14 protein-coding genes and 1 riboswitch are annotated in these 15,217 nt (G+C 60.0%); of the genes, 5 read left to right on the top strand and 9 right to left on the bottom strand.

All coding sequences use genetic code 11. The features are described from left to right. Window positions 1–6: 6 nt before the first annotated feature. A complete protein-coding gene (gene ccoN, locus B7Y89_RS08030) occupies window positions 7–1,647 on the bottom strand; it encodes a cytochrome-c oxidase, cbb3-type subunit I (RefSeq protein ID WP_292937413.1) in 1,641 nt (546 codons plus the stop codon). A 14-nt stretch (window positions 1,648–1,661) separates the two neighbouring features. Here ccoN and B7Y89_RS08025 point away from each other — a divergent pair, with 14 nt between their 5' ends. Both B7Y89_RS08025 and B7Y89_RS08020 read left to right on the top strand, forming a co-directional pair. Next, complete coding sequence (locus B7Y89_RS08025; protein ID WP_292937411.1) at window positions 1,662–1,856, top strand: hypothetical protein; 195 nt, start codon at window positions 1,662–1,664, stop codon at window positions 1,854–1,856. Window positions 1,857–1,882: 26 nt separating this feature from the next. Continuing rightward, window positions 1,883–2,569: an OmpW family outer membrane protein gene (locus tag B7Y89_RS08020; protein WP_292937410.1), complete on the top strand. Its 687-nt coding sequence runs from the start codon at window positions 1,883–1,885 to the stop codon at window positions 2,567–2,569. A 117-nt stretch (window positions 2,570–2,686) separates the two neighbouring features. Here the strand turns inward: B7Y89_RS08020 and B7Y89_RS08015 are convergent, their stop codons facing one another. From B7Y89_RS08015 to B7Y89_RS08000, 4 genes are all read right to left on the bottom strand, one after another. Beyond that, the gene (locus tag B7Y89_RS08015) at window positions 2,687–3,574 is read right to left on the bottom strand and encodes a bestrophin family ion channel (protein ID WP_292937408.1); all 888 of its coding nucleotides are present in this window, start codon (window positions 3,572–3,574) and stop codon (window positions 2,687–2,689) included. A 98-nt stretch (window positions 3,575–3,672) separates the two neighbouring features. Beyond that, on the bottom strand, window positions 3,673–4,368 hold the full coding sequence (locus B7Y89_RS08010) for a Crp/Fnr family transcriptional regulator (RefSeq protein ID WP_292937406.1): 696 nt from the start codon (window positions 4,366–4,368) through the stop codon (window positions 3,673–3,675). Window positions 4,369–4,667: 299 nt separating this feature from the next. After that, window positions 4,668–5,156: a flavin reductase family protein gene (locus B7Y89_RS08005; protein WP_292937404.1), complete on the bottom strand. Its 489-nt coding sequence runs from the start codon at window positions 5,154–5,156 to the stop codon at window positions 4,668–4,670. Between the two features lie 52 nt (window positions 5,157–5,208). Next, on the bottom strand, window positions 5,209–6,120 hold the full coding sequence (locus tag B7Y89_RS08000) for a CmcJ/NvfI family oxidoreductase (protein WP_292937402.1): 912 nt from the start codon (window positions 6,118–6,120) through the stop codon (window positions 5,209–5,211). 284 nt (window positions 6,121–6,404) lie between these two features. Here B7Y89_RS08000 and B7Y89_RS07995 point away from each other — a divergent pair, with 284 nt between their 5' ends. Next, window positions 6,405–8,189, top strand: coding sequence for a DEAD/DEAH box helicase (locus tag B7Y89_RS07995; protein WP_292937401.1), 1,785 nt, complete (start codon window positions 6,405–6,407; stop codon window positions 8,187–8,189). 41 nt (window positions 8,190–8,230) lie between these two features. Here the strand turns inward: B7Y89_RS07995 and B7Y89_RS07990 are convergent, their stop codons facing one another. The 4 genes from B7Y89_RS07990 to B7Y89_RS07975 are packed head-to-tail and all read right to left on the bottom strand — an operon-like array spanning window position 8,231 to window position 12,769. Continuing rightward, window positions 8,231–8,962, bottom strand: a complete 732-nt coding sequence (locus tag B7Y89_RS07990; protein WP_292937399.1) for an ABC transporter ATP-binding protein — start codon at window positions 8,960–8,962, stop codon at window positions 8,231–8,233. Further along, window positions 8,962–9,921 carry an iron ABC transporter permease gene (locus B7Y89_RS07985; RefSeq protein ID WP_292937397.1) on the bottom strand — a complete coding sequence of 320 codons (960 nt, stop codon included), beginning with the start codon at window positions 9,919–9,921 and terminating at the stop codon, window positions 8,962–8,964. The genes B7Y89_RS07990 and B7Y89_RS07985 overlap by 1 nt, the downstream gene beginning before the upstream one ends. Then, window positions 9,918–10,862: an ABC transporter substrate-binding protein gene (locus tag B7Y89_RS07980; protein WP_292937395.1), complete on the bottom strand. Its 945-nt coding sequence runs from the start codon at window positions 10,860–10,862 to the stop codon at window positions 9,918–9,920. The genes B7Y89_RS07985 and B7Y89_RS07980 overlap by 4 nt, the downstream gene beginning before the upstream one ends. A gap of 17 nt (window positions 10,863–10,879) precedes the next feature. After that, window positions 10,880–12,769 carry a TonB-dependent receptor gene (locus B7Y89_RS07975; RefSeq protein WP_292937393.1) on the bottom strand — a complete coding sequence of 630 codons (1,890 nt, stop codon included), beginning with the start codon at window positions 12,767–12,769 and terminating at the stop codon, window positions 10,880–10,882. 103 nt (window positions 12,770–12,872) lie between these two features. Further along, a riboswitch (cobalamin riboswitch) is annotated at window positions 12,873–13,073 on the bottom strand. Between the two features lie 181 nt (window positions 13,074–13,254). On the opposite strand from B7Y89_RS07975, the gene B7Y89_RS07970 reads away from it, so the two are divergent. Beyond that, window positions 13,255–14,439 (top strand): cell wall hydrolase, encoded by a 1,185-nt coding sequence (locus B7Y89_RS07970; RefSeq protein ID WP_292937391.1) that lies wholly within the window; start codon window positions 13,255–13,257, stop codon window positions 14,437–14,439. Between the two features lie 180 nt (window positions 14,440–14,619). After that, entirely contained in the window at window positions 14,620–14,931 is a 312-nt protein-coding gene (locus tag B7Y89_RS07965) for a hypothetical protein (RefSeq protein ID WP_292937390.1), read from the top strand. Window positions 14,932–15,217 lie beyond the last annotated feature (286 nt).

The following is a 15,217-nucleotide window of genomic DNA, read 5'->3' as shown; positions in this document are numbered from 1 at the left end:
TCTGGATCAGGCCGCAACCGCGACGAGCGGGCGATCCTTTGCGGGATCGAAGGCGGCATCGCGCATCGGTGCCTCGTCACGCTGGTGGCCAAGGATGGTGCGCCACACGTTGACGGTCATCACCACCGCACCGCTGAGGAACAAGAGGCCACCAAAAGCGCGCAGGAAGTACATCGGTTTCAGCGCAAGCACGGTTTCGGCAAAGCTGTTCACCAGATATCCGTCAGCGCCATATTCGCGCCACATCAGGCCCTGGGTGATGCCGGCAACCCACATTGACGAGGCGTAGAAAACGATGCCCACAGTGGCCAGCCAGAAGTGCCAATTGACCATGCGCAAGCTGTAGAGGCGCGGTTTGGCCCATAGACGCGGCACCATGTAATAGACGCAGGCAAAGGTGATCATGCCGTTCCAGCCCAAAGCGCCGGAATGAACGTGGCCGATGGTCCAATCGGTATAGTGCGACAGGCTGTTGACCGACTTGATCGACATCATCGGGCCTTCGAACGTGCTCATCCCGTAGAACGCCAGCGCCATCACCATCATGCGGATGATCGGATCGGTGCGGACTTTGTCCCATGCGCCGTTTAGCGTCATCAGGCCGTTGATCATGCCGCCCCAGCTTGGCATCCACAGCATGACCGAGAAGACCATGCCCAGCGTCTGCGCCCAATCGGGCAAGGCGGTGTAGTGAAGGTGGTGCGGACCTGCCCAGATATAGAGGAAGATCAGCGCCCAGAAGTGGATGATCGACAAGCGATAGGAGAAGATCGGACGTTCGGCCTGTTTGGGCACGAAGTAGTACATCATCGCCAGAAAACCTGCGGTGAGGAAGAAGCCGACCGCATTATGGCCGTACCACCACTGCACCAGCGCGCCCTGCACGCCTGCGAAAACCGGGAAGCTGCGGCTGCCGACAAAGCTGACGGGCCAGTTCAGGTTATTGACGATGTGCAGCATCGCCACGGTTATGATGAACGAGAGGTAGAACCAGTTTGCCACATAGATATGCGGCTCGGTCCGCTTGATGATCGTGCCGACAAAGACCGCCAGATAAGCGACCCAAACGATGGTCAGCCAGATATCGACGTACCATTCAGGCTCGGCGTATTCCTTGGCTTGCGTGATGCCCAGCAGATAGCCGGTGGCGGCCAGCACGATGAACAGCTGGTATCCCCAAAACACGAAACGGGCGAGGCCGGGGAAGGCCAGCCTCGCCCGGCAAGTACGCTGCACGACGTAGAACGACGTGGCGATCAGCGCGTTGCCTCCAAATGCGAAGATGACAGCAGATGTGTGCAGCGGGCGTAACCGGCCGAATGCGGTCCATTCCAGCCCCAGATTAAGCACTGGCAATGCCAGTTGCAGCGCGATGATCAGGCCCACAAGGAACCCGGCCATGCCCCAGAACACCGTGGCGATGACACCCCAGCGGATCACGTCATCGTCATATCTCCCTTGATCGGGCGAAAGGATGGCGCGGGACAGATCAAGCCCGCGCAAAGTGACGATCAGCCCGATGATGCAGGCTAGGCCGACAATGCCCATGTGGATAGCGAAGCCTGTATCGACTGCGGCAGCGCAGGCGAGTACGGCGATGAGAAGCCCTGCGAGCCAAAGCCCTGAGCGTTTGAGAGCAGATTCCATGGAGCCTTCCTTCCATGAGTGATGTTGATGCCGCGCTGCACCCAACCGGGACTGCGGACATTGATCGACATCAAATCGGCGGAAATCAGGCTTATACTTTGGTCGTAGATGGGAAATCGGGAATTTTGCGCTTCGTCAATGCCGGACGATTCGCTGCGATGCATCAGCAGCTTCAAGCCACGGACAATGTCTGGGTCTACGAGGGGTAGACCAGCCGTGGTGCAGGACATGACCGATGAAAAAGCTGATGACTGCCGCCCTGCCCGCCCTGATTGCTGCTGCCGCACTGGCTCCGGCGACGGCTGTTGCCGGTTCAGCAGACGGCAAGTTGCAAGTGAAGGTGCTGGGCACTGGTGTGCTGCCTGATGGCAAGATCGTTGCGGTTACCAACGATCCGCTGAACCTGACGGTTGGTGCGAACACCAAGGCCAACGATAATTATGTGCCGACGCTGGCGGTGGAATATTTCGTCACGCCAAATATCTCGGCCGAGACGATCTGCTGCTTTACCCAGCATCACGTCAGCGGCACCGGCACTCTGGCTGCGGCAACGAACATCGTAGATCATGTGCTGGTCTTGCCCGCTACGCTGACGCTGAAATACCATTTGCCTACCGGTGGCGGCATGAAGCCTTATCTGGGTGCCGGGCCTGCGATGTTTCTGTATTTCGGCGAAAAGCCCGGCTCAAGCATCGTGCCGCTGGGCGTTACCAAAGTGCGCTTTTCCAACGATGTGGGCTTCGCCCTGCAAGCAGGCGTTGACGTTCCGTTGAATGACAAGGGCCTCGGCCTGAGTCTGGATGCCAAGAAGTACTTCATGGACACGACCGCGCACTTCTTTGCCGGCAATGCCGAAGTGCTGACGACCAAGCATTCACTTGATCCATGGGTTGTCAGTGCGGGCCTTGCCTACCGCTTCTGATAAGCGATTTCACCGGGCCCTGCTCACCCCCATGCGTGCAGGGCCCGGTGATAGCGGGCAGGAAGGTTGAAGGGGTTCTGGGATCACCTCGTCACCCCCCTGCCCGCACCTTTTGCGTCAGGTCAGAATCCGGCCGCCGACTGGCAATACCGGCGCGGGTGCCTTCATTCCCACCGATTGCAACAAGTCGATCTCGATCGTGCGACACATCGCGTCCAGCGGCAGATCGTGAACGGTGTTGGAAAACGGATCTACCAGTTCGTTGCCGATGGCCAAAACCGCCAGGAACATCAACCCGGCGATGGTCGAACCAAGCGGCGTTGCGAAACCCAGCGTCTCCACTAGTCCAAACGGCAAAAGCACACAGAAAACGTGCGCAAAGAGCGTGGGATAGAAACGGAAATGGCTGGGAAGTGGCGTATTCTTCAGCCGCTCCATACCGCCTTGTGCGTTGGCAATGTCGATCAACACGCTTTCAATCGATGTTTGCTGGATCGTATCAATCCACCCCCGCCGTCGCGCGCCATCAATCTCGTGGCTCGTCCCATCCAGAATGGCGTTGGCCACATTGGTGCGGCCCATCGCATCACGTTCTTCCACTTTGGACAGGTAATCTGTTACCTCTGCATCGTAGGGCAAGCGCCGCAACTGGCACCGCAAGGCGTTCACATAAGCAATTTGGCGGAACACGATATCGCGCGCCAGTGGCGTGCCTTGCGGATCGGGCATGAAGCTGATTGTGGCGCGGGCCAGATTGCGACTGGCGTTGATCATGGCCCCCCACAGCACCCGCCCTTCCCACCAGCGTTGATAGGCCGAGTTGCTGCGAAAGCCCAGGAACAGCGCAACAACCGAACCCAGAAGAGTGAGCGGCAATTGCGGCGCGCGAAATGGCAAGACATAATATGTGACCGTCACCACCACGTCCCAGACGAACAGAAACGTCAGCGGCTTCCAGACATTGCGGACGATGGTCTTTACTGACGGGATGGGTTTGACGATCAAGGATCAGACTCCGCATTTGAGCAGCGCTTTGGCCTGCATGGGAACTTGCAGGTAAAATGCCTAAGGCCGACCCATTCAAGCCCTATGGCACAAGGCTGTCAGCCCGCCAAAGCGAGCAGCGCACCACGGTTGACGATCTCAACCTCGCGGCGAGAAGGCAGTTCCACCACGCCATCATTTTTGAGCTTGGTGAATTGGCGGCTTACCGTCTCGATCGTCAGCCCCAGCAAATCGGCCACTTGTTGGCGCGAAAATGGCAGCGAGAACCGTTTGGCAGGGCCAATTGCCCCTGTGCAACTGCTGTCAGCCAGACGGTCAGACATTTCCAACAGGAACGTAGCGATCTTTTCCGACGCATTTTTGCGCCCCAACAGCATCATCCATGACCGGGTGCGGTCCAGTTCGGCCAGCGTGCGCTCAAGCAACTTGTGTTCAAGTTCAGGATGTTCGCGCGCAAACCGGTCAAAATCGTTGCGCGAAAATACGCAGACCCGCGCGTCGGTTAATGCAACGACGCTGGCGCTGCTGGTTTGACCGAACGGGCGTCCGATGAAATCGGATGGATAGGCCACGCCGACAATCTGTTCCCGGCCGTCTTCTGTGCTGGTCGTGAGTTTGAGGACACCTTCGATGACATTGGCGACGAGAAGTGAATCGTCGTCTTCCCAAATCAGCGGTTCGCCAGCCGTAACATTGCGCCGCCGACCGATGTTGTTGAGCGCCACAAGCTCAGCATCGTCAAGGCCAGAGCAAATCGCACGGTTACGGACAACGCAGGTATCGCATGGGGTCATTGGCTTGCGTTACCATTGCACGCAACGTCCCGCAATTGGCGAAAGTGCCAAACCGCTGTTCAATCGCCAAGATCAGGCCTTGGAGGGTCATTTGGATATGAAAAATGGGGCGGTCGGAATACCAGACCGCCCGAGTAGGGGAGAAATCGGCGAAGCGGAGAGGTAGCCCAGAGAGCGAAAGCTCTCCGTTTCGTCGCAGCTATCACTAATGCTGCGCAACTGCCCAGACCTTGACCGATATCAAAAACGCAACCAGATTTCAGCTTCCAGAACGCTTGGCGCTCATCTCTGATCAGCGATTAAACGCCGGGTAAATCTGCCACGTCATGATACTGCCCCCGGAAGAACAGCAGCGGCGTGCCATCCTCGCGTCGATCAAGCGCTTCCACAGCGCCGACCACCAGCAAGTGATCACCGATTTCCTCAACGCGTTCGATCGTACAGTCAATCCATGCGATTGCATCATCGAGAAGCGGTTGGCCTGACGGGCTCTCTCCATGCGCCAATTCGGCGTACTTATCTTCTGCACGCGAGGCGAAACGGTTGCACAAGTCCAACTGGCCTGCTCCCAACACGTTAACGCAGAACCGGCCACTCGCGGCAATTTTTGGCCAGGTACTGGAACGCTTGTCCGGGAAAAAGCCCACCAGCGGCGGTTCGAGCGAGATTGACGAGAATGAACCCACCACCATGCCGTGGCGCTGACCATCGGCATCAACAGCAGTGATAACACATACGCCAGTCGGCCAGGTGCCGAGGACGTTACGGAAGTGGCGAGCGTCGATCATTTCTGCCCCCTGTCGACAAACGCAGGAGACGTCAACTACCTTCCCTTTTGGGCTATTCAAAGAAAGCGATGCACCGCACTTCGATGCTCATTCGCGTTTGCGTATCGGGCAGGCTTGTGTCGTGAAAAGCCGTGTGCGGACAACGCCATGTGACCGAATGATCGCTATCCTGAAATTTGAACAGCAATACATCGTCGGCCGTCATGTTCGAAAAATACCACCACCTGTGCCGTTCACGATGACGAAAGATGGTAGCTGCGATCATTTGATCTTCGCCCTCGACGGGGGCGGTCAAGGCATCACCTGTCGGGAATTCATCCACAACAAACAGGGTATTTGAGGCCGTTTCCTCGTCCCCCACGGTACGCCCATCGCACACTGCCAGCGGCCAGTCCTGCGGCCCCGGTGAAAATGTGCGCCATAGCGAAAAGCAGATATAGCGCTTGTATCCGGGTGCATCGGGGAAACGACCAGCATATATGCGCGCCGCCGATCGGCGGCCGGTCAATTCGTTGTAATCGACATGCGCCTCGCCCGCAGGTGGTTGAATGCCGCCGCTGTGCTGATAGCCTTCGACTTTCTCTTTGGCCCGTGCGGTAAGATCGGCGGAAGTGCGGATCATCCATCCTTGCGCTGCAACCCGCGTGGCTCCGCACAGTCCAGCCACGAGTTCTTCCACTTCATCCAGATACAGCGTATCGACTGTGGACCTGTCGTGGAAATCCTTGATGGCTGTCTGATGCTTGCTGATCATGAAGCCATGGGTATCAAGCACGAAGTGGTCGCGGATGGGCATGCCATCGCGCACGACGCAATCATAATCACAGTATTCGCCGGTGTTGATTTCGGCGCCCTGGCTGACATAGCGGCGGGTTACGTAGTCACCCTCGGCCAGATACCGGATGCGCGCTGGCGCTTGGCGGACCGTATCTTCTACATCGACTGCATCCGCTTGATCGGCCACCAGTTATGTCTCCCGCAAATATAATTTGGTACCCTAACAATTTATACAAATGTCCATTCCATCGCAAGCTGTGGTTTCACACCAACGCCCCGGCAGCATGCCAATTTGAAAAAAAGACAAGCCAAACATGAAATCACCCTGTAAGGGCCGCGCGAACTGCATCGCCAGAGTCTTGTGGGATAAATCGAGGCCAGAGCGATGCGCAGCGGTGACCGCTGCGCAAACAGCCGGCAGACTGACCCTACAAAAACGTGCCGCATAAGTGGCCAGACAAGCGATGACGTATGATTTTTGAAAACTTGCCCGCCCCTCTCGCCAAGGCCCTGGAGAACCACGGCTACACCGCGCTTACCCCGGTTCAAACCTCGGTAAGCCAGCCAGAAGCCGTGGGCCGCGATATGATCGTTTCGGCCCAGACCGGTTCGGGCAAAACGGTGGCGTTCGGTCTTGCCATGGCCAACGAACTGCTCGGCGATGCGCCGACGATGCCATACACCACATCACCATTGGCGCTGGTGATTGCGCCAACCCGCGAATTGGCGTTGCAAGTCAGCCGCGAATTGACGTGGCTTTATGCCCCCACCCAAGCGCGCATCGCCACATGCGTTGGCGGTATGGACGCTTCGCGCGAACGCCGCGCCCTTAGCCACGGCGCGCATATCGTTGTCGGCACACCGGGCCGACTGCGCGATCACCTTGAACGGGGCGCACTTGACCTTTCGGCCTTGCGTTCGGTCGTGCTCGATGAAGCAGACGAAATGCTTGACATGGGCTTCCGCGAAGATCTGGAAGAACTGCTCGACGCGACGCCAGAAACGCGCCGTACGTTGCTGTTCTCGGCAACGATGCCAAAGCCGATCGAGGCGCTGGCCAAGCGTTATCAGCGCAATTCCTTGCGCATTTCCACGGTTGGCGAAGATCGCGGCCATGGTGACATTGCCTATCGTGCGGTTGCCGTCGCACCGGCTGAAATCGAAGCCGCCGTCGTCAACCTGTTGCGTTACCACGAAGCCGAAACCGCGATGCTGTTTTGCGCAACCCGCGACAACGTGCGCCGCCTTCATGCTACGCTGGTGGAACGCGGCTTTACCGCTGTTGCGCTATCGGGTGAACATAGCCAATCTGAACGCAACAACGCACTGCAAGCGCTGCGTGATCGCCGCGCGCGCGTTTGCGTTGCCACAGACGTCGCTGCGCGCGGCATCGATCTGCCCTCGCTCAGCCTTGTGGTTCACGTTGAAATTCCGCGCGATGCCGAAACGCTTCAGCACCGTTCGGGCCGGACAGGCCGTGCAGGCAAGAAGGGCACTGCTGTGCTCATCGTGCCCTACCCACGCCGCCGCCGTGTTGAAATGATGCTGCGCGGCGCACGCATCAATGCCGAGTGGGCCGATGTGCCTTCGCTCGAAATGATCCGCGCGCAAGATCGTGTCCGCCTGATGGAAACCATTCTGGCACCGGTGGAAGTGGATGAAGCCGATCTCGAAATCGGTCGCGTCCTGCTTGAACAGCGCTCGCCCGAGGAACTGGCCGCCGCGCTGGTCCGCGCGCACCGTGCCGCGATGCCGCAGCCTGAAGAAATGCTGACTTCGGGTGGCAACGATGAAGGCCGCCGCCAGCCAACCGCGCATCGCGAAGGCTTTGAAGACACCGTGTGGTTCCGCATGGATGTAGGCCGCCGCCAGAATGCCGATCCGCGCTGGATTTTGCCCACATTGTGCCGCCGTGGCCACGTTTCGCGCCAGGAAATCGGCGCGATCCGCATCACGCCCAACGAAACGTGGTTCCAGGTGCCACGCGCAATCGCAGACAAGTTTGCCGATGCCGTGCGCCGCACAGCCGATCCCAAGGGTGAGGACGAGAACGGCATTCACATCGAAGCATCGCCCGATGGCCCGCGTGAAGTGGCGCGTGACAACCGTCGCGGTGATTCAAACGATGGCCCGCGCGCTCCGCGCAGCCATCCCGGTGGTCCACGTCCGCACCCCGGTGGCCCGCGCCAAGGTCCACGCGGCCCTCGCCCCGAAGGCAAACCCCACCGCAAGGGTCCGCCGCCCAAGCGTTCATAATTTGACCGGCCTCCCCGATCCTGAATCGGGGAGGCCGTGTTTTACATGACAAGAGCGCGATGGCCGGGTTCGCCCACCCATTGCGTTTGCAGGCCCCACACGTCTGCAATAACGCGTTCTGACAATGCCTTGACCGGCGCCCCTGTTGCCGCGACAGTGCCTTTGTCCAGCACGATGACATGGTCGGCGTGATTCATCGCCAATGCCAGATCATGGACAACCACGACAACGCCCCGCCCCTGCGCCGACAATGCGCGTAGGCGCGCTGCCAAGGCTTGCTGATGCGCCAAATCCAGCGCAGCCAGCGGTTCGTCTGCCAATATCCATTGCGGCTGTGTGGCGAGGACGCGTGCCATCAATGCTCTTGCGCGCTCCCCTCCTGACAAATCGGACAAAGCCCTGTCTGCCATGCCTTCAAGCTGCATCAGGCCCAACGCTTCGTCAACGGCGCGCGCATTTTCTGCATCACCGGTGCGGTGCGGCATGCGCCCCAACCCGGCCAAAGTGCGGACCGAAATGTTCCAAGCGACTTGCGCTGACTGTGGCAGATAGCCAATCCGGCACGCGCGCTCTTGTGGCGTAATCTGGTCAAGCGGCTTGCTCAGCAGGGTAACCGTGCCGCTGTCGGGAACGATCAGGCCCGCAAGCGCGCTCAACAGCGTTGATTTTCCGGCACCATTCGGACCGCAGATGGCGGTGAGACGTCCGGAATGCAGTTGCGCGGTCACGCCGCTCACCCGTCCCGGAATGGTGATACCGAGAGCTTCGAGCATTATGCAAGTTCCCGGCGGATCTTGAGCAGCAACCGCAAGAAAAACGGCGCTCCGGCAAGGCTGAGGGCGATGCCGAGGCGCAATTCCCCGCCCGCAAGCGGGAGAATGCGGCACAGACAATCGGCAATGAGCAGCAACAGCGCTCCGGCCAATGCCGAGGGGACCAGCGTCGCCGAGGGGCGCTGATCGGTGAACGGGCGCACGAAATGGGGGACCATCAGTCCGACAAAGCCGATCATCCCCGCCACCGCCACACCGCTGCCCACGATCAGGCCGACGCCCACGATCATGAGCCAAAGCAGCCGGGTCGGCTCAACCCCAAGCGAACGCGCGGCATCCTCACCCAGCGTCAACGCATCAAGGCTTGGGGCCGCGCGCCACAGCGCGACGAGGCCAAGAACAGTCAAGGGGGCGGCAAGGCGCACTTCATACCAGCCGCGATCAGCCAGTGCGCCCATCAGCCACGTCACGATATCGGACAAGGCAAAGGGATTGGGCGAAAGGCTGATGGCAAGACTGGTGAGCGCGCCAGCAAGGCTGGCGATCATCATGCCGGCCAGCGTAAACAGCGCAATCCCGCCCGAGCGCCCGGCGATAAGTGCAAGCAAGCCCATTGCACCGCCTGCGCCAATCAGGGCGAGCAATGGCAGGAGCAGCGCTTGCGCTGCAAAACCGGCGTAGAATGACAGCACCGCGCCAAGCGCTGCGGCAGGTGCAATGCCAAACAGGCCGGGGTCCGCCAGCGGATTGCGCAAATAGCCCTGCATCGCTGCGCCCGCTGCGCCAAGGCCCGCACCGAGGATGAGCGCAAGGATAGCGCGCGGAAGCCGCAGCTCCATCAAGATGGCAGTGGCATTGGGCACCGGCGGGCCGAACGGGTCAATCCACACCTGGCCTGCAAGAAGGGAAAGCGGGAGGGTAGCGATGAGAGCAAGGATAAGAGTTTTGGTGAGACTCATTTCGTTGCGCCATGCGGGCGAACAGGCCCACCCCCTCCCGCTTGCGGTCGGTGACCTAAGGAGCGGCGCACTTTGGCCAATTGCCGGGCCGCAGCGATGATGGTGGGGCCGCCGCAATAGAGCAGCTTGGGGTTCAGGTGAGCGCGGTGCGTGGTGGTCAGGGCCCGAAGCGCGGGATGCGATAGAACGCGGTCATCGCCTTTGCCCGTTTCTGCGCTCTGGCCTGCGACGAGAATCAGGCTGGGAGGATCAGCCAGCATCTTTTCAAGCGGCAGGAAATCAGCCTGCCCCAGCCCGCGCGCGGCGGCGAAATTGGTGAAGCCTGTGCGGCGCAAAAGATCAGCGATCAGCGTGCCGTCGCCGGGGACCATGCCACCCGACTGCCAGACTACGGTGGGGATCGGCGGGGTGCTCGCGGGGGGAGCAGCGTTCACGAGTGCTGCATCCATGCGCGCGACCAAAGCCTCGCCGCGATCTGCATGGCCCGCCAGTGCTGCAATCTGGCGGACCTGGGCGCGGCTGTCGGCAATGGTAGCAGCCATGCCGATGGGTTCAAAATGCAGGCCGAGGCGGTCATAGGCACTGGCGCTTGCCGGATCGATGAACGTGCTGCCAAGGACCAGATCGGGGCGCAGCGAAAGCACTTCTTCAACCGTGCCGCGTGTGGATGGCAAACGGCGCGCGGTCGCTTCATCCATCGAGGAGGAGCGCGGGTCTTTGCTGTAGTGCGAGATGGCAAGGATTTGTGCAGGATCAGCCACTTCTGCAAGGATTGCATCGGTGCAAGGGTTCAGGCTGACGATGGTGGGATAGGGTTGGTCTGGTTGATCGGGGGTGGCGCGGGATTGGGGGATGCAACTGGAAAGGAGGGTCGCTGCGGCCAGCACCACCCCCTGCCCCCAACCTCTGACGAGGATGGGGGAAAGAGGGCGTTTCGCCATAAAGGCGGGGTGCCGGTTCAATAGCGCGCCCGGATGCCGATGAATGCTGACCGGCCCCACGTGCCATAACCAGCGGCAGTCTGATATCCTTCGTCGAAGAGATTTTCGACGCGGCCATAAATTTCAACCGCCTTGGTCACAGGAAGACTGGCGCGCAAAGTGGTGAGCGCATAGCCATCAAGACGGCGAGAATTTGACGCGTTTTCAAAGCTATCCCCGACCATGCGCAAATCTGCCCCCAAAGTGAGGCCTGCCAGCGGCGTTGTCCAGTCGCTCGAAACAGTCAGCGCATGACGCGGGCGACGGGCCAAATCGCGCCCATTGTTGGCATTGCCGGGCGTCACATTGCGCGCTTCGAGGTATGTATAGGCTGCGCGCAACTGCACGGTCTCGTTGGGGCGGGCGCCAAGTTCGACTTCAAAGCCTTCTGCGCGGGCTTTGCCGATGTTGTCGTAAAGGCCGAACGGGCGCGTCGCGCAAGCGTTGACGCTGGCGCAAGAGACGAATGCGATCAGGTTGCGGCTGTCGCGGCGGAATACTGTGGCCGAGGCATGCAACGCACCATTGCGGCTGCCCCATTCGAGGCCTGCATCATAGCTTTTTGAGCGTTCCGGAATGAGTGCGGTGTTGCCGTATTCCGAGAGCAATTGATACAGTGTTGGAGCCTTGAAACCTTCACCGTAAGACGCGCGCAGACGCAAACCCTCGGTCAATTCGAACGAACCGTTGGCGCCAAATGTCCACGCCGTGCCAAAGCGGCTGTGATCATCAACGCGGAACCCTGCGGCAAGGCTGGCGCGGTCTGATGTCCATCCAAGCATGGCGTGGCCACTGGTGAGATTGGCGCGGGCTTCGGCGTCGAACGTGCTGGAAAACCGCGTCCATTCGCTATCTGCGCCAAAATCGAGCGTGAAGCTGGCGGGAAGGTTCAACCGTCCGGTCAAGTCTGCACGTTCTGATCGGCCCTCGTACCCGAACGAAGGGGCTGTGCCGAATGTGGGATCAAAGTATTCGCGCTTGGTATCGAACAGGGCAATGCCCGTGTTAAGCGTGAGCAAGTCGGACGAATAGCGTAAGCCGACGCGGCCAGATGCTTGGCGGGTTGTCTGAAATTCAGGGGTGTCGCCAAACACGGTGTAGGTTGGCGGACCAAAGCCATCGATATCAGTAAGACTATCGGCATAACGGGCGGTGGCGACAATCGCGAGATCTTGCGTGATATTCAACCGTCCACGTCCGCCGATGCGCCACTGGCGGAAGCCATCGGGTTCAGTGCCCACTGCTGCTGCCGAAATGCCATCATTGCGGGTATAACCGCCGTTGATAGATAGCGCGCCGAGGTCTGAAGACAGGCCCGCAGCGGCATCAGCGGTGAAACTTTCATTGGCGCCATATTCGGCGCTGGCTTCAACGCCGGTGAAATCGCGCGACTGGACCGCGATCACGCCGCCAATGGCCGCGCTGCCCCAAATGACCGAATTCGAACCGCGCAAAACGTCGATCCGTTCAATCCCGCCGGGGGTAAGCGTACCGAAATCAAACCCGCCCGATGGCGCAGAGACATCTTCAACGCGCACGCCATCGACGAGGACAAGGACTTGTTCGGCATCAGCGCCGCGCAAACGGACGCCGGTAAAGCTACCGGGGCCGCCGTTGCGCGTGAACGTCAGGCCGGGGACCCGTTCGAGCACGCGGGTGATGTCGGGGCCCTGAATCGACTGGATTTCTTGTGCTGTAATGACGGTGACGGGCTGGCCGAGTTGATCGACGCGGGCTTCACTGCCGGTAGCAATGACGGTGATCGTTTCGGCGCGTCGCTGATCATCTGTCAGCGCACCGTCGTCAGCCGAAGCATGGGCCGGAATAGCAAGAACCAAAGCGGAAACGGAAAGCAGATACTTCTTCACAAGACGGACTCCCGGCCACGAACGGAACTGCCGTTCATGGCGAGAGGAACGCTGGGCCAAATTGGCGCGCCTCGTCGCGTGCGCCCGGTACACCCCGCCCGGCCGCGGAACGACGACCATCGGCAGGTTTCCTGGCTCCCGGGTCATCGTGCGTCGCCCGCCTTCCCAGCACCGGGATCGAATCCGGCACCAGTGGCATAACTGGGCAACGCGCTATCCGGTTACAGTTGCGGGGGCAGCACCGGATTTGAACCGGCTTCCCTCTTAGCCCGGATTAGCGGGCACCGTTGGCGTCGGCGGCGGCACTACTCCGAACTTTTGTGCACTGCAAGACCCTACCTTTAACTTCGATCAGACGCCCTTCGAGGAGGTTAACCGGATAGAAGGGGAATGTGCCGCATCGGGACAGGCGGAAATGCGCAGATGCGATGACCCTGCCAAAGGGTTAGCGCGGCCTGTGGATAATTAGGATTCGCCGCACTATCATGCCCTTGGACGTTGCTTACCGACCAGTCGAGCTATCTTGCGCCGCGCCGCAAGAGGAGCGCGTACGACCGGTTGAAGCGCGCCCACGTGATTTTGCAGCGCGTATCCGACGGCGTGACATGCGCTCTATCCGGCGGGCATTGCGGGCACCATCGCTGATAAAGCAGCGCATGGTTGGCATTGCGATGTTCGGATTGCTGGCAATGGTGCTTGGGCCAATGGGCTGGGGCGAACCGGGCGGGATTGGCGCAGCATCTGCGCAAGAGCGCAAGACGGGGCTCCAACCATTTGAGAAAGCGGGAGAAAGCTTTCCAGGTTCGGCGTTCTATTGGCTGGCTGCCGAAGAAACCGGACTGATTGCCCCGACCGAAGCCCAATCGGCGTGGGATGCACGGCGCGACGATGAAGAAGTGCCGGTTGGCGCAATGGCGAGGCCGGTATTGGCAACCGGGACGGGAGAAGACCGCTGGCGCGCGCTGCAATGCCTGACCGCAGCAATCTATTACGAAGCGGCCAGCGAACCGGATGCAGGGCAGCGCGCGGTGGCGCAAGTTGTGCTCAATCGTGTGGCGCATCCCGCATGGCCCAACACCGTCTGCGGCGTGGTCTATCAGGGATCAGAGCGGCCATCGTGCCAATTCAGCTTCGCATGTGACGGATCAATGGCGCGCAAGCCGATGGCAGCGTTTTGGGATCGTGCCCGCCGCGTGGCATCTGATGCGCTGGCCGGATATGTCTATGCGCCAGCGGGCCTTGCCACCCATTATCACACCACGGCGGTCCATCCTTATTGGGCGCCAAGCCTGACTTTCCTTGGTACGATTGGAGCGCACCGGTTCTATCGCTGGGCAGGCAATGCCGGAAAGCCTGCCGCATTTACCGCGCGCTATACAGGCGGGGAACCAGTAGCCGCACCGCATCCGCGCACGTGGACGCCATTGCCCGCCGATGTGGCCGATCCTCTGGCGCTTGAGCGAGCATTCGAACAAGGCCAGATCGCCGCGAACGTAACAGCCCTGCCAACTGCCCCAATGCCTGCGCCAATTTATAGCGCTCCGATCCAGCAGCGTGGCGGCGAAGCGCTTTTCAAAGCAGAACCGGCCAACTCTCCGTTAAGCGGCAGTGGTGCAATCCGGCCTGAATATGAAAATGCTGGCCGTTGGATCGCCCAACCCGGCAGCTGAACGCCTCGAAGAGCCCACCCGCGCTTTCGGCTCATCGTAAAATCGTTTCATACCGAGTGGTTATCGCTTCCTTTACCGTGTCATCCAACGGAAACTTAGTGCGATCGGGCCTAAAGGCGTGGTCGAACAAGACGGCCCAGGCGTAATTTTTGTGGTGCCGTTAAGGAGACAAGACAACTCATGGTGCGATTTGCCCCCCGTTACGGCATTGTTTCCCCCTGCCTCGCCCGCCCCATTCGTGGACGGCATGTGCGTGCGGTGAACGACAATGCCGAAGAATGGTGCGGTTCATGGCTGCAAGAGAGCGAAACACTCGACACTGCGTTACGCATGTTTGCAGCCCATGGATTTTCAGCCGCTTCCCGCGCGTGCGATGCAGCGTCAATCGCCGACATGAGCGGCGATGATGAGCGGTCGCAATTCTGGCTGGAAGTGTGCCGCACGCTTGATCGGCGGCTGGCACAGGATTTCGCAAAGCAACTGAGCCGTTAAGGCATTCCCGTTCAATGGCGCTTCAAGAGGCCCCGGTGTGCATGCCGGGGCCTTAATTGTTTTGATTTGCAGCGCTGTTTGACCGTGATTCACCATCCAGACACAAGCGGTATCGCTATTGCGAAGTGTTATCACAAAAAGGCGGAAACTAGCTATTTTTCGCGGTTGCAATCATCTGCGCGCGCGCTTAGTGCGGCACCCATACGTCAGCACTCCCCTGTCTCGCGGGGCATGGGGGAGGACTGGGACGGTTTTGCCGTGGCGTGTCATTCGTGGCAACCTTGGT

The organism is Novosphingobium sp. 32-60-15 (assembly GCF_002280675.1).
Classification (GTDB): domain Bacteria; phylum Pseudomonadota; class Alphaproteobacteria; order Sphingomonadales; family Sphingomonadaceae; genus Novosphingobium.
The sequence above is the reverse complement of the archived record's forward strand: the minus strand, read 5'-3'. Positions and strand labels throughout refer to the sequence as shown.

Bases quoted from the DNA above. Each gene is read 5' to 3' on its own strand.
- B7Y89_RS08025 (WP_292937411.1), top strand. From the start codon at position 1,662: ATGAGTGATGTTGATGCCGCGCTGCACCCAACCGGGACTGCGGACATT.
- B7Y89_RS07985 (WP_292937397.1), bottom strand. From the start codon at position 9,921: ATGAGTCTCACCAAAACTCTTATCCTTGCTCTCATCGCTACCCTCCCG.
- B7Y89_RS08005 (WP_292937404.1), bottom strand. From the start codon at position 5,156: ATGATCGACGCTCGCCACTTCCGTAACGTCCTCGGCACCTGGCCGACT.
- B7Y89_RS07980 (WP_292937395.1), bottom strand. From the start codon at position 10,862: ATGGCGAAACGCCCTCTTTCCCCCATCCTCGTCAGAGGTTGGGGGCAG.
- B7Y89_RS07990 (WP_292937399.1), bottom strand. From the start codon at position 8,962: ATGCTCGAAGCTCTCGGTATCACCATTCCGGGACGGGTGAGCGGCGTG.
- B7Y89_RS07965 (WP_292937390.1), top strand. From the start codon at position 14,620: ATGGTGCGATTTGCCCCCCGTTACGGCATTGTTTCCCCCTGCCTCGCC.
- ccoN (WP_292937413.1), bottom strand. From the start codon at position 1,647: ATGGAATCTGCTCTCAAACGCTCAGGGCTTTGGCTCGCAGGGCTTCTC.
- B7Y89_RS08020 (WP_292937410.1), top strand. From the start codon at position 1,883: ATGAAAAAGCTGATGACTGCCGCCCTGCCCGCCCTGATTGCTGCTGCC.
- B7Y89_RS08010 (WP_292937406.1), bottom strand. From the start codon at position 4,368: ATGACCCCATGCGATACCTGCGTTGTCCGTAACCGTGCGATTTGCTCT.
- B7Y89_RS07995 (WP_292937401.1), top strand. From the start codon at position 6,405: ATGATTTTTGAAAACTTGCCCGCCCCTCTCGCCAAGGCCCTGGAGAAC.
- B7Y89_RS07970 (WP_292937391.1), top strand. From the start codon at position 13,255: ATGCCCTTGGACGTTGCTTACCGACCAGTCGAGCTATCTTGCGCCGCG.